The 13933-nt window shown below is 59.7% G+C and carries 11 protein-coding genes; 3 read left to right on the plus strand and 8 right to left on the minus strand.

All coding sequences use genetic code 11. The features are described from left to right. Positions 1–144: 144 nt before the first annotated feature. A complete protein-coding gene (locus tag FUT88_RS11615) occupies positions 145–2412 on the plus strand; it encodes a WD40/YVTN/BNR-like repeat-containing protein (protein ID WP_261797118.1) in 2268 nt (755 codons plus the stop codon). Positions 2413–2789: 377 nt separating this feature from the next. Here FUT88_RS11615 and FUT88_RS11620 read toward each other — a convergent pair whose 3' ends face one another. Then, positions 2790–2996 carry a hypothetical protein gene (locus tag FUT88_RS11620; protein WP_147215224.1) on the minus strand — a complete coding sequence of 69 codons (207 nt, stop codon included), beginning with the start codon at positions 2994–2996 and terminating at the stop codon, positions 2790–2792. A gap of 369 nt (positions 2997–3365) precedes the next feature. On the opposite strand from FUT88_RS11620, the gene FUT88_RS26165 reads away from it, so the two are divergent. Beyond that, positions 3366–3539, plus strand: coding sequence for a hypothetical protein (locus tag FUT88_RS26165; RefSeq protein ID WP_186829288.1), 174 nt, complete (start codon positions 3366–3368; stop codon positions 3537–3539). A 91-nt stretch (positions 3540–3630) separates the two neighbouring features. Here the strand turns inward: FUT88_RS26165 and FUT88_RS11625 are convergent, their stop codons facing one another. The 3 genes from FUT88_RS11625 to FUT88_RS26415 all read right to left on the minus strand — a co-directional run bounded on the left by FUT88_RS11625 (position 3631) and on the right by FUT88_RS26415 (position 8074). Beyond that, positions 3631–4701 (minus strand): helix-turn-helix transcriptional regulator, encoded by a 1071-nt coding sequence (locus FUT88_RS11625; protein ID WP_147215226.1) that lies wholly within the window; start codon positions 4699–4701, stop codon positions 3631–3633. Positions 4702–4859: 158 nt separating this feature from the next. Then, positions 4860–7025, minus strand: coding sequence for a glycosyl hydrolase family 95 catalytic domain-containing protein (locus FUT88_RS11630; protein ID WP_222614261.1), 2166 nt, complete (start codon positions 7023–7025; stop codon positions 4860–4862). Beyond that, positions 7022–8074 carry a glycoside hydrolase N-terminal domain-containing protein gene (locus FUT88_RS26415; protein WP_261797119.1) on the minus strand — a complete coding sequence of 351 codons (1053 nt, stop codon included), beginning with the start codon at positions 8072–8074 and terminating at the stop codon, positions 7022–7024. Before FUT88_RS26415 ends, FUT88_RS11630 begins: the two co-directional genes overlap by 4 nt. Positions 8075–8665: 591 nt before the next feature. On the opposite strand from FUT88_RS26415, the gene FUT88_RS11635 reads away from it, so the two are divergent. Continuing rightward, positions 8666–9475: an IclR family transcriptional regulator gene (locus FUT88_RS11635; RefSeq protein ID WP_147215228.1), complete on the plus strand. Its 810-nt coding sequence runs from the start codon at positions 8666–8668 to the stop codon at positions 9473–9475. A gap of 107 nt (positions 9476–9582) precedes the next feature. Here the strand turns inward: FUT88_RS11635 and fabG are convergent, their stop codons facing one another. The 4 genes from fabG to FUT88_RS11655 all read right to left on the minus strand — a co-directional run bounded on the left by fabG (position 9583) and on the right by FUT88_RS11655 (position 13896). Beyond that, positions 9583–10323 (minus strand): 3-oxoacyl-ACP reductase FabG, encoded by a 741-nt coding sequence (gene fabG / locus FUT88_RS11640; protein WP_147215276.1) that lies wholly within the window; start codon positions 10321–10323, stop codon positions 9583–9585. A gap of 354 nt (positions 10324–10677) precedes the next feature. After that, positions 10678–11469: an SDR family oxidoreductase gene (locus FUT88_RS11645; RefSeq protein WP_147215278.1), complete on the minus strand. Its 792-nt coding sequence runs from the start codon at positions 11467–11469 to the stop codon at positions 10678–10680. Between the two features lie 48 nt (positions 11470–11517). Beyond that, positions 11518–12516, minus strand: coding sequence for an SMP-30/gluconolactonase/LRE family protein (locus tag FUT88_RS11650; protein ID WP_147215229.1), 999 nt, complete (start codon positions 12514–12516; stop codon positions 11518–11520). Positions 12517–12555: 39 nt separating this feature from the next. Then, positions 12556–13896, minus strand: a complete 1341-nt coding sequence (locus FUT88_RS11655; protein WP_147215231.1) for an MFS transporter — start codon at positions 13894–13896, stop codon at positions 12556–12558. Positions 13897–13933 lie beyond the last annotated feature (37 nt).

Below are 13933 nucleotides of genomic sequence, written 5' to 3' on the forward strand. Positions count from 1 at the left end.
GGCAGTGATGCCACAACAACCGCGCTCTCTACGGGCACGACATCAACCTCGCCAGGTACGGGTGCAATGCCAACCCCTACGCCAACGGATGGTTCTGGCGGCACGTCTTCGGGCGGGGGCAGCACCTCTGGCCCGACGCCCGCTGTGGCTCCGTCCACCGGTTGGGCCAACGTCAAGATGGGCGGCGGCGGCTACGTGCCCGGAGTGGTCTACCACCCGACCGTGGCCAACCTGCGCTATGCGCGAACAGACGTGGCCGGAGCCTACCGCTGGGACAACGCTGCCGGCAGCTGGACCGCAATGACAGACGGCTTCAGCCGCCTTGATGGCGGCTACGTGGGTGTTGAAAGCCTGGCGGTCAATCCGTCGAATGCCAATGCCGTCTACATGACAACGGGCATGTACACCTCATCCGGAAACGGGCGTTTCTACTACTCGTCCAATCAGGGCAACACGTGGAGCTACGTCACGCTGCCGTTTCCCGTGGGCTCGAACAACCAGGGCCGGGCGATTGGCGAACGGCTGGTGGTTGACCCGAACCGGCCTTCGACCATGTTCTATGGGTCCCGCACTGCGGGGCTCTGGAAGAGCACGGATGCCGGCATGCACTGGAGCCAGGTCGGCTCGCTGTCGTCTTACGTGATGAGCTCAACCGATATCGCCAACGCCAACCAGGGCAGCCCCATTGGCGTCGAGTTTGTCGTGCTGGACGCCACCGTTCCGACCACAGGCTTTACGCCGACGGGCAACGCGACCTCAACGATCTACGTGGGTGTGGCGCCGGACTACAAGGGCCTGGCGGGACTGGGCTCGTACCTCTACAAATCGACCGATGGCGGATCAACGTGGTCGGGCGTTTCGCTGCCCACTGCAGTCACCAGCGCCATTGCGAGCAACCAGCTCCACATTCCGCATCTGGCCCGCGCAGCTGACGGCATGCTGTACGTTCCGTTCACGACTGGGCCGGGCCCGGGCAGCGGTGCGCCATCGCTCCTTTACAAGTTTGACGGCGGCACGACGTGGACAAAGCTCATCGCCTCCGGCGAGGGTCAGTACTTCGGTGGTATCGGTGGCGTTTCGGTGCAGGGCAGCGGTGCGACTACAAAGATCGCGTTTGGCGTTTCGGGCACATGGGGCGACGCAGCCTGGGTGCAGGTTGCCATGCGCTCGGCCGATGGCGGACAGACGTGGTCGGAGTTGGGCCGGTCAGGCGATCTGAATGGAACTCACAACTTCCATGACGCAACCGGCACGACAGGTGCTTCGTCGCCCGAGTATTGGGGCTGGACGGACGATCTCCAGATCGATCCCTTCAATCCCGATCATGTGTCTTATGTGACGGGCGGCGGCGTGTGGTCGACGCGCGATGCGTTCTCCTCGTCAACACCGCACTGGAGCTTCGACGTCAACGGGATCGAGGAGATGATCAACCTCGCGATGGTGGCGCCGCCGCCTGGTGCATCCTACGTACTCGCCAGTGGGCAAGGGGATACCGGCCTCTACGTCCACACGTCGCTGACAGCGGCGGCGACGCGATCACCCAATCTCGGTGCGTCGCCGGCTCTTGGCCGTGGCGGCAACGGAACCGGTATCGACATGGCCTGGAACAATCCGGCCTACATCGCCGCAGTCGGAACATTCGGTACCTCTAAGGGGGCCTATTCGACCGACGCCGGCGCCAGCTGGACGAGCTTTGCGAGCGTGCCTCCGGTGGCAGCCACCCACTCGGGTGATCAATCCAGCGTGGTGGTCACGGCGGATGGCGCCAACGTGATCTGGGCAATTGCTGGTGCAGTGCCGTACTACACCACCGACAGCGGCGCCACATGGACCGCAACTAATCTGCCGGCTCCCGCTGTCGCATATCACATGGCGGCTGACCGCAAGAACCCGCGCAAAGTCTACGCTTACGAGCATGGCGGCAACTGGTGGTATCCGTCCAACTCCGGCAAGTTCTACTACTCATCCGACGGTGGGCACACCTTCAGCGCCAGTTCGCAAACGTGGGCGCCCAATGGCTTCAATGTGACGGACTTGGCGGTCAACCCCTTTGCCGAAGGAGACCTCTGGCTGGCCGACGCCAACAACCTCTGGCATTCCGTCGATTCCGGGCTCACATGGACGAAGCTCGCCGGTATGGCAACGGTGGGCGCAGAACCCACCAACGTGCACGGCGCCATCAAGGTCGCCCTGGGTGTGCCTGCAACGGGCGCCACGTATTCGGCAGCCGTTTATCTCGTGGGAACGGTCAACGGCAAAGACGCCGTGTACCGCTCCGACGACAAGGGGGCGAACTGGCTCCGCATTGATGACGACGCGCACCGATACGGCGGCGTATCCCGGATCGTGGCCGACACCACTGTCTACGGCCGCGTGATCATGTCGGGCAGGGGTATGCTTTACAACTACTGAGCGGCCAGCGCCATCGTCTGATGGCGCTGAGAACGTGCGGTGCGCCAATCCAAAGGAGTCCATCTCCTGGCGCACCACGCCATAAGCGCGCGGCGGCAGACCACATCGTGCCGGCATGGGCGGATGATCCCGCCTTTGAGCGTGTGTTCAGCGTACTCCGACTGCTTTACGCCCTTGTTTTGCGGTCCTAATTAACTGCGACGCTTCAGTTATGGCGATGCTATGCGGCGGACGAGTGGGCAGTCGACATTGCTCAAAGCTGCTACCGAGCTTCAATCGTCCTTTGTCTTTCTCAGAATAAAGATGGCGAGGCGACGCACGGTCGCTTTTCAAGTTTGCGGGCGCCCCTCGGCCATTAAAAAAGTACAGAGAAGGTCTTAGTGCTTCTGTACTTTTGCGCTGCCGGCAATATCGTCAGCCGTCGACTTGATCTTATGGGCGAGGTTTGAGAAGAATGCATCCATCTTGTGCGTTGCATTCTCGAAGTTTTGATTCGGAAGCTTGTCGGGGCCGCCTGCAATCTTCGGCGGGTGGGAAACGTGGTGGCCGGCGAGTGCGTTCGAAATTTTGCTAAAAATGCTCATGTTAAATCCTGGTTAAATAAATCAAGTGACCGAATAATTGGCTGGCCAGGTAGGAATTTAATCCAGGTTTCCGAAGGTGCGGGCAAGATTTCCGAATATATTAAGACAGGCGCGAAATTCCGGTTCGTAGCGCTGAAATACCGCTTGTTTTGTGCGTGAAAATTAATTGGTCGACGGTCTGATTGTGGCGTGGGCCATATTTTTCGGGTTCGGCTGCATCTTTTCGCCGTTGTCGTTATTAATAAAATTGCGCCGAATTAACCTATTTGAGCCAGACCGATTGTGCCTAAGGGTTGTTCCCGTATGGCGGTTTCATCGGGTCTGGCAGACGTTATCTTATTTTGTTCGATGCCTTAAACAGGAAAAATCATGAAGAACGTGATCTGCTGCTTGGTGCTTGCTTTGACCAGCACCATCTTTGCGCAAGCGTCGTACGCTCAGGCCGCCGACATGGCCAGTCAGCAAGGGGGCGGCGCTTCGGATATGCAATCGTCTTCGGGCGGCGACATCTGGGGCTCGGCTGCCTGCATGGGCTGCCACTGAGCCCGCTGAAGGCGTGAGCTGAGTGCAGCTCCGTGGGGCCGACGTCAGCACAGTCCGTCAGGTGGTGATAAGACCATTTGCAGGGCTTGCGCTACACGTCGGCGCCGCCCAATCCGCAGTCCGGAGCATTGCGGCGCTCAGGTATAGGATCCGTTGACTGAATCCGAACCACTACTTGTCCGATGGCCGATCTCGATTCGATCCCGAGTTTGTCGAAGATCTTCGCCACGTAGATTCTCACTGTCCAATAGCTGATCTTCAGCGCCATGGCGATCTGCTTGTCAGACATGCCCTGCAAGATCAGATGGCTGACTTCAGCTTCTCGCCAGGTCATGTCGAAGTACTGGACAAACCACGCAGCCGAACCAACGGTGTCCGCCAGGAGGTGCACGGTGGTGCATCCCGGGATCAGGCTCGCGCCATCCGTCCAACGTTCGACACAGAGCACGAAGCCGCTCCACGTCATATGGGTCGAGACCCCTGCACCGATCAGGGATAGCAGGCCGCACAGCGCATCTCGCCTTTCTCTTCCCAGACTTGCGAGCAGCGCGCGTGCCCGGCGATTCGGCTCCGGGGGCCGCGCGGGCTTCAGCACAAAACGCGGGTTGCTTTCTGAGGCGGCATTGCCTTGCGGGCGGCTCGCTTGGCGCAGTCGATGCGCGTTCAACAGATACGGCTGGAGCAACTGAAGCAGCGTTTGCTCGCGCACGCCAAAGCGTTTTTTTGGATCGCTGGTGCCGAACCTGTAGTCGAGCAGCATGCCGGTGCCATCTTCCACAGACATGCTGATGCCGGGATACGTCCGATGGCGCGTCAGAAAATCAGCAAAGTACTCTGTGCGCCCCAGCGCACGGGCGTCTACCAGACTTTCCACAATCAATGGCCCTGGGCAGCCCCGCAGCAAAGGTGAGATTGGGTCGACGGCCTGGAAGTGGTTCCGGTATTCCGCATGCATGCTGGCGTCCCGCCCCCAGCCGCCGGGCTCCACCAGCACGCGTCCCTCGTCACGCCAGACCAGGTGCCCGACAACGTCCACATGTAGAAGCGCGCCCAGCGCTGCGACGAGCTCCGGGCGGTGCACAAAGCTATGTGCAGACGCCTGCTGCAGTTCTGTAGCAACGTGCAGTAGCGCGCGGACATCATCTGTGCAGAGGGTCGTCATGCTGCCGGGTAGAGAACGGGGCGGGCATCGCGCCAGTGGTCCTTGGATGCATTTTTAATTGAGCCGGCCATCCATTTCAACTAGCCGCGGCCGCATGGGGCGTCCCTGAGAACCGGGTCGCTCAGGCGCCAGTCGACGCCGTTTCTCAGGGGCATCACTCAACTGGGCGTGACGGAGGTGTCCTGACCGTTGACGCGGACGATCACCGGCTGCTTATTTGGCGCCTTGTCGGCCACGATGTTGTACGAGACGACTTGCCCGTTGCTCCATTCGCAGTCCACCCGATATCCGCCGCGCGCCCGCAGGCCAGTGAATCGGCCGGCGGATTTCCATGCGGCCGGGCACGCTGGCAGCAGCACGATCTTCCCCTCGTGGCTTTGCAGCAGCATTTCGGTCACTGCACCGCTGATGCCAAGGTTGCCGTCGATCTGGAAGGGCGGATGATTGCAAAACAAGTTCGATAGCGTGTTGTAAGTCAACAGGCCTCTGAGCATGGTCTGGGCGCGCTCGGCGTCTCCGAGTCGCGCAAACAGAGCGCAGCGCCAAGGCCACGTCCATGAGCGTCGGCTGTCGCCCGACACCGTTCCCGCCGTGAACGTGATGTTGCTCCCGGGTGGCTCACCGCAACGGGCCTTCAGCGAGACAAGCGCGGCTGCAGCGAACGCAGGTGTTTTGGACGGGCTGATTTGGCGTCCCGGATATACCGCGAAGAGGTGGGATGTATGACGGTGAATGTCGGCCGGATCGTCACGGTCGGTTTGCCATTCCTGCAACTGGCCCCAACTGCCGATCTTGTTCGGCGCCAGGTCCGCTTGCATTTGTGCGACGGTCGCTCGGTAGGCCGAATCGACGTTTAGCTTGGCAGCGGCATCCTGATAGTTCTGGAACAGATCCCAAATGATCTGCTGGTCGTACATCACCCCGTCTTCGCGCGGTCCGTGTTCGGGCGACCATCCGTTCGGCGATACCAGCGTCCCGTTGGGCAGTCTCTTCAGGCGGTCTTCCCAGAACTGGCAAATTTCCTTGATGAGCGGATACGCGATGTTCCGCAGGTAGTCGATGTCCTGCGTGAATGCGAAGTGCTCGTACAAGTGTTGGGCATACCAGGCGCTGGCGACCGTGTTCCACTCCCAACCGTTCCCGCCGTAGATGCTTTGACTGGTTCTTGCTGTCCAACCGCGGTTCGCACCCAGCGCCGCCTTTGATGCGGCGCGGCTGGGCCCGGCAACCTGGGCGATGAAGTTGACGAGCGGCAGATGGCAGGCGGGCAGGTTGGTGCTCTCGGCTCCCCAGTAGTTCATCTGTATGTTGATGTTGGTGTGGTAGTCGCTCGCCCATGCAGGTTGGTTGTCCTGATTCCACAGCCCCTGGAGGTTCGCCGGCAGTCCACTCGGCCGCGACGAGCTGACGAGCAGGTAACGGCTGTAATCGAACATGGTCTGCTCCAGCGATGGGTCTGCAGCCCCGACGGCATAGGCGGCCCTTCGCTGGTCGGTCGGCAGAGCCGCCGTTGCAGGATCGGTGTTCCCCCAGTTGACAGAGGCGGTGGAGACCATCGCGCTGAAATCGGTGACGTGCGCGTCATGCAGTGCGCCGTAGCTCTTCGCCGCGGCTGCGGCCAGCGCGGTTGAAACGGCCGGCAGAGGATCGCCGCCGCGCCACCCCGACGCGTAATCCATTTTGTAGTTGGTGCGCGCATCGAGAATGAGCAGAAGGCCCGTGCAACCACTGAACGCCAGTGCGCCGCCCACCGCAGAGAGTTGTCCCCCGGTTGCGATAACCTGAATGCCGCATGCGTACTTGAGTGCGTTGGCCATCGTCCCGGAAAACGTCAGCCGCCCCGTGTTCGCATCCGCGCTCGTACTGGCGCCTTGATCAGACGTCAGATTGATCCGTCCGGAGAGACCTTGCATGCCGCTGGCGACGTAGCGGAACACCATCACGTCATCGATCTTGCTGGCGAAGGCTTCTCGCGTGATCTGAAGATTGCCGATGCCGAAGGTGGTGGTATGAATTGCGCTCCCTAAGTCGAGGGCGCGGCGATATTCCGAGACTGCGGTACACGAAGCCGTCGTAAAACCGTCACCCGTCAGCGCGATTTCCGCCACCTGGAAGTGGCTGACCCCAGCCTTGGGCGTAAAGGTGAATCGGTAAAAGCTGTAGGCGGTGGTGTTTTGAAAGCTGAACGTTTGCGCGAGCTTGCGGCTCGCAAAAGGCGCATTCGGCGCGCGCGAGTCCAGCGTGGTCCAGCTGATGCCGTCGTTCGAGCCCGACAGTGTCCATTGCTGCGGATCGCGTTCCGGTACATCGTTGGCGCTGGTCAATGTGTACGAGTTGATCGCGGCCGGGCGCGGCAAACGCGCCTGCCACATGACCAAGAACCCGGTTGCTCGATGCACCACTTGGTATCGGGCGATTGGTCCGACGTCTTGAGCAGATCCTCTCCACCCGTGCTGCTGCCCGCGGCTTGTCCGGTCGGCGACGACAGATACAGCGCACGCGGCTCAGCCAGGCTCACGCCGGCCAACCCGATTTCCGCTACCTGGAAGTGGCTAACGCCGGCCCTCGGTACGAAGCTGAAGCGATAGAACCGGTAGGCCGTGTTATTGGTGAAGTTGAATGACCGCGTCAGAAATCGGCCCGAGAACGGCGCATCGAGCGTGCGCGAGTCCAACGTCACCCAGCTTGAACCGTCATTGGATCCGCTCAGCGTCCATTGCTGCGGGTCGCGCTCGGGTACGTCGTTAGCGCTCGTGAGCGAATAGGTCGCCACCGCAGTCGGTGTCGACAACTCGGCCTGCCAGGTCACAAGGTTGCCAGGGCCATCGATGCACCATTTGGTGCCGGTGTTTCCGTCGACGCTTTGCGCCACGCCTTCGGCAGCGCTACTGCTGCCCTGCGCGGACCAGCCGGTCACCGTAGCGCGGGGGACGAAGTCGAGCACAACGTTTCCGAACGAACGATAACTGCCGAAGCCAGTCACGCTGGTGTCGAAGGCTTCGTCGTTCTGGCCAGCCGAGGCATTGTCGTAGTTGTTGATCCCGCCCCACAGGCTTTGCTCGTTGAATTGGATGCGCTCGGACAACGGGCCTCCGAACAGCATGGCGCCCAGGCGCGCATTTCCAATAGGCAAGGCTTCGGACTGCCAGTCCGTTGCCGCACTGCCATACCAAAGGCTTCGTCCCAGCGGTTGTGCGGCTGTCGTGCCTTGCGTAACGCCCTGTGATAGAGCGGTCGGGCGCAATGCTGTGCTCTCTGGCCTCGCCGATTCGGCTTCGCCGTCTCCGCCGCAGGCATGGAGCAGGGGAGTCGCCGCGATGGCGCCGCCCAACTTGAGAAGCGCACGGCGGTGCGGGTCGTACTTGATCGTCATTCAGATGTCTCCTTCATGTCGCGCAGCCATGGGTGGTCGGTCATCCAACCGCTGTCTGTGCGGTTTTTTGGGCACGCAAGGGGGCCATCAGGTGCCCGATATGGACCTGTTGAAGTTGCTGCTGCAGGGGGCGCTCGCCAGCCTCGATGGCCTCTTTGCCATCGACGGCGTATGGCCTTACGGCCGGCTGTACAGAGAGGTCAGCAGAAAGATGTGGCGCGCATCTCGGCTTCGTCCATCACCTGGAGGCCGAAACAGGCGCCGGCCAACGCTGTGCAGCGTCGGTTGTGCGCTTGGCGACATTGAAGAAACGTGGAACCGAGCGGGATGGCTCAATGACGGGGCGGCGGCCGCCGATAGCGGTCGAACTGCGAGAAGCTGCCATAGGATTGTCTCCGGCGTGCAAGTTTGTGAATTGCATCGATGTCCGACGCGCGCCTTGCCTCTCTCGACGCCCATCAGTGAATATAGTATTTATATTTGAGTCGACGAGCGTCAAGAAACGCCCTCTAGGGATTTGCCCTACTGAATCCGCGTGCAGTCCTTGGCCATTTGTGCTTGGGCCAGCGTCACCTTAAGATTTGTCCCCCTATGGACCCAATCACCATCTCTTCCGCTGAGGCGGGCGCCGACCGCTATCGCGCGCCGGCGCTCGACAAGGGCCTCGATATCCTCGAGTTGCTGTCCGAGTATCCGGATGGCCTGACGCGCGCCGAGATCGTCAAGGCGCTCGGCCGCAGTGCCAACGAGATCTATCGCATGCTGGAGCGGCTCGTTGCCCGGCAGTACGTGACGCGGTCCGCCGGTGGGGACCGCCACGCGCTGAGTTTGAAGATGTTTGCCCTGGCGCATCGACATCCGCCCGTCAATCGCCTGGTCACGCAAGCGCTTCCCGTGATGGACGCCTATGCTCGGCGGGCGGAACAGTCCTGCCACCTGGGCATGGTCGACCGCGGCAACGTGCTGGTGATCGCGCAGGTGCCAGGTCCGGGTCCGTGGGGCTTGTCGATCCGCCTGGGTGCGCGCGTGAGCCTGCTCGACACCGCGTCCGGCCATGTGCTCCTGGCCTGCCAGAGCGATGAACGCCGTGCGCAGATGCTCGGTGAGCACATCCCCGTGGAAGGCGAGGAGCCTATTCCTGCTGACCAGTTCGATGAAACACTGCAGGGCATTCGTGCCGTGGGCTACAAACAGTGCGAAAGCCGCCAATCCTTTGGCGTGGTCGATATTTCGTTCCCAGTCCTGGGGCCGGACGGGTATGCCTTGGCGGTATTGACGTCACCGTATATTCGTCGCATCGACAAGCATGCTGGGCCATCGCTGGATGACGCTCGCGTGTTGCTCCAGCAGGCGGCGAAGGAGCTATCACTCAACAGGCAAGAGCGCGACGATAAAGCTTAGGAGCTATTGTGCGGCCAGCGGGCGCGGCCGAGGCTTGCAGTCTGCCTGCGGAATTACTATGCGGCCGATCCCTTGCATGAGCGCGGCCGCGCTCGCACAGAAACTGGCTAGAGCGTCATGCCTCCGGATGCCTCGATGACGGCACCGTTGATATAGCTAGCTTCATCGCTGGCGAGAAAAGCATAGATGTTCGCAATTTCCTCGGGCTTGCCTAATCGACGCAACGGAACTTGGCTGCGCATCTTCTCCAGCACGTCATCCGGTACTGTAGAGAGGATAGGGGTGTCGATGAAGCCAGGGGCGACAGCGTTGACCCGAATGCCTTTGGGGCCGAGTTCCCGGCTCCAAGTTTTGGTGAATCCAATAACGCCGAACTTGGCCGCAGCGTAGTTTGTCTGCCCGTAATTGCCGTAGATCCCGACAACCGAACTTGCATTCAACAACACACCGGATTTTTGCTCAACCATACAGTCAATTACAGCCTGCGCGGTATGGAATACGCCGCGCAGGTTCACATCAATGACTTGGTCAAACTGCTCGAGCGTCATGTTCTGAAGACGAGCGTCTCGCGTGATGCCGGCGTTGTTGACGAGCACGTCGATTCGACCGAACTGCTCGCGCACCGCCGTGACCATCTCCTCGACGGCTTCGCGGTGGGCAACGTTGACAGAAAACCCCACAGCGGTAGCACCGACATTGCGGCATGCCTCTACGACCGAGGCTACCGCTTCTGCGTTGAGGTCGCATATGGCAACCGTTGCGCCCTCCTGAGCAAACTTGAGCGCCGTTGCCGCGCCAATTCCCTGCCCGGCGCCCGTAATTACCGCGACCTTACCACCTAGTTTCATTTTATCTGCGTCCTTCGAAATAGATTGTGTGACCTTGACCGGCGTCTTTGAATACCCCAAAAATTCTGCCGCTCTCATCTGCGGCGCGAACAAGGATCGTTGTCAACGGGCAATATCGCCTTACATGAGTACGCTTTGCGACGATTAATACCGCCATGGCGAATCTGAGCGGTGGCGCGGAGCATATCGATTTTAATAATAGGGTTGCATGCGCCTTAAAGTAAGGTCACTTTCGGACTCAATGATGTCATTTTGGGACAAAAGCGCCATGATCCGCTTTAGAGCACTCAATTCAACTGACGCCGGCGCAGTGAGAGGCAACGCCAGCGCATATGTGAAGCCGTATGCTGACACTTAGAGATACTCGACATTGCCATCAACGCTGATGGCTTGTCCTGAAATGTTATGAGCCGCCGGCGACGCCAGAAAGAGCGTCATAGCTGCAATGTCGTCTGCGGTCACCATGCGGCGGAGAGAGATTTTGGCAAGATATTGTGCTTTCATCTCGTCGAAAGACACGCCGGTCGCTTCGGCCCTTGCCGCAATCACGCGGTCAATCCGCTCCCCCTGAACGACCCCTGGCAAGATGGCATTGACGCGGATGTTGCTTGGGCCCAGTTCAATCGCCAAAGACTTCACGAGTCCCACGATGGCCCATTTCGCAGACGCGTACGGTGTCCGAAACGCGTATCCCAGCCGTCCGGCAACCGACGACATAGCGATGATTGATGGGGAAGTAGATGTTGCTTTCAACAACGGTACAGCCTTACGAAGAAAGTAGTACTGACTGTTGAGGTTGGTCGCGATGGTTCGTTCCCACTCGTCCGGTCGTATGAAGGCGATGTCTCCGGTCGGACCAGCGATACCCGCATTGTTCACGAGGATGTCGAGTCCACCGAGTTCCGAGCTGACATCGTCCATGATGGCGTCAACTTGGTCGCGATTACTGACATCGACAACGCCCGTGTGAAACTTGGGGTTTCGCTCTCGCGTTTTCGCGATCGCGGACGGATCAACATCGCAGACATACACTGTCGCCTCAGCTTGGGCAAAGGCCTCGGCTATCGCCGCGCCGATGCCAGCCGCTCCACCGGAGATCAGAACCCGCAATCCTGGCTGGGGTTTCAAGAGTTCAAAGATGTTCATTTGTATCAAAGAGGAGATTTCCATTCACTGAAGGAGCCCCTTCTAGACTCACCAATGCGCCATTGGCAGGCCCGCAACGGGAGAGCGAAAACAAGGGATTGAATCGTGTTTGAGGCTACCCAAAAAAACGGTTCTGAGATCTGGGCCGCCAAAAGTCACGCTGGTGATCCATGGCGCAATCTTTCCACCCGTCTTCTCGATGATGCCCATGGGGACGATCTCGCCAGTTGAGAAGGCGGCTTCAAAGGCGGCGGTCGCCTCCTTGTTGCCATCCTCTAATATCGTATGTACTTCGCCCGTAGGAAGGATCGCGACGAGGCGGTCAGCGAAGATCATTGCGCACCAAAGATTTCCGTACGCGTCGAACGCGAGGCCGTCAATGAGGCCCGGTCCCAAGGAACTTGGTCCATATGTCTGCCTTGGACCTAGTTCGCCATTGTCGAGAACGCGAAAGCGGCTCACCCTTTTCGCTGTCGTCTCGGCCACATACAGGAACTCTTCTTTGGCGTCGAATCGAATTTCATTCGTGAAAGCGAGACCGTCAGCGACAATGCGAGCGCCCCGATCGTCAATGAGTACAACATATCCGTCCGCAAGGTTGCAGCGGATGGCATCCGGCCAAGGACTCACGCGTGTTGAGACGGTAATCCAAAGACGGTCTTTGCTATCTCGCAAGACGAAGTTGACCTTCCCCAGCGGCGAGCCATCAATCTCGTCGAGCAGAACACGAAGTTCTCCTGTGCGCGTGAGTAGCTCCACGCGGTCTGTCCCAATGTTGGCAATGACCACGTTGCCTTCTGGATCCAAAGCCAGGCCGTTCGGCAGAGAGCCTCTTGTCAACCCATCACCCGTCAGAGGCGCCCCTGCACTCGCCGGCAGGATTAGCTGCTGTTCACCGGAAGTTTTGATGTGCATGACGCCGCCGCGGGCATCTGCTGCCAGAAGCGAGCCGTCGTGCTGCGCCAATATGCACTCCGGACGTTGCAGCTGTTGACCTACTGTCCGAATAGAAGTGACGTCGACTGTAAAACCACTGATTGGGTTCATTTGTCTCCACCGTATGCCTGAACACATCGGAACGACGCATTACCTCTGTGCTGTTTCCAGTCTGGCCGTGATCGGACGCTGCGCTTGGCCGATTGCCCTGGCCAGCAGTGGCACCAGCAGCAGGCCCAGTACGGAAGCAAACACAATAACGCTGAACCCCGAAGCGCTTTTTCCAGTCATCGTCTCTGCCAAACCGAAGAGGTATGGTCCAACGAACCCGCCCAACAAGCCGATGGTGTTAATGAAAGCGAGGCCGGCAGCTGCTTGCACACCTTGCAGTCGCTTCATCGCGATAGCCCAGTACGAGGGCAGAACGCCGCCGGCAAAGAAGCCTGTGATGCCAAGGAGCGTAAGCTGAGCCGCTTGATTGCCGGTTGCGATGAACGTGCACGCGCTTACGACAACTCCTGCAGTCAAGATGCCAAGGAAGCCACATTCATTGTTCACACGTCGATGAATGCGCGGGAGCGTCAAGACACCGACGAGAAACCCAATCCCGACGCTACTCGACAATATGCCTGTGACAATCGGCGAGCTCACGTGCATCTGTGCGACGATTGAAGGGGTAAAGAAGTACAGGCCGACGAACGCTACTTGGTTCAGGAAGTAGATGAGAGCGATAAGGACCGTCGTAGGCCGCTTCAGCGATGCGAGCCAGTCTGAGGTAGTTAATTCAGCGTGGCCGTGAGTGTCTATTACCGCGTGAGTTTCGAGCGCCTCAGCCTCTTTTTCCGATAGCCAGGCCACTTCAGATGGGCGGTTCGGAAGCTTAAAGAACAGGATGACGCCTAGCGCAATAGTGGGGAGACCTTCCAGTAGAAACATCCATTGCCAGCCGCGAAGGCCGCCGATGCCAGCGAACTCCATCAGGCCGGCGCCCAGAGGATTCCCGATAATGAGCGCGATAGACGGGGCTGTGTAGATCCAGCCAACCGCAACGGCGCGGTCTTTAGGCGCAAACCACAGCGTCACCATGTACATAAGGGCAGGGAAAAGCCCGGCCTCAGCGGCGCCTAACAGTACGCGAAGGACGTAAAACGACCACTCGCCCCGCACGAACATCATTGCAGTCGATAGTGTTCCCCACGTGACCGCGATTCTTGCTATCCACAGGCGGGGCCCCATGCGATGCGCGGCGAGATTGCTGGGAACTTCCAGCAGGGCATAGCTGATAAAGAAGATGCCAGCACCAAGTCCATACGCTGCGGCGCTGATGCCGAGATCTGCTGCCAGAGCAGTCTTTGCCAGCGCCACGTTTGTTCGGTCGATGAAGGACAGGAAATAGATGAGGCACATCAGTGGGATGAGCCTCCACATTACCTTGCGCGTTGCAAGGCGATGCACGTCTTCCGGGCTGCGGTCCACGGTTACGGTATTCATGGCGTCTCCAAAGAATACATCGCTCGCCTCCTTTCTT

The sequence above is a fragment of the Ralstonia sp. TCR112 genome (genome assembly GCF_007997035.1).
Classification (GTDB): domain Bacteria; phylum Pseudomonadota; class Gammaproteobacteria; order Burkholderiales; family Burkholderiaceae; genus Ralstonia; species Ralstonia edaphi.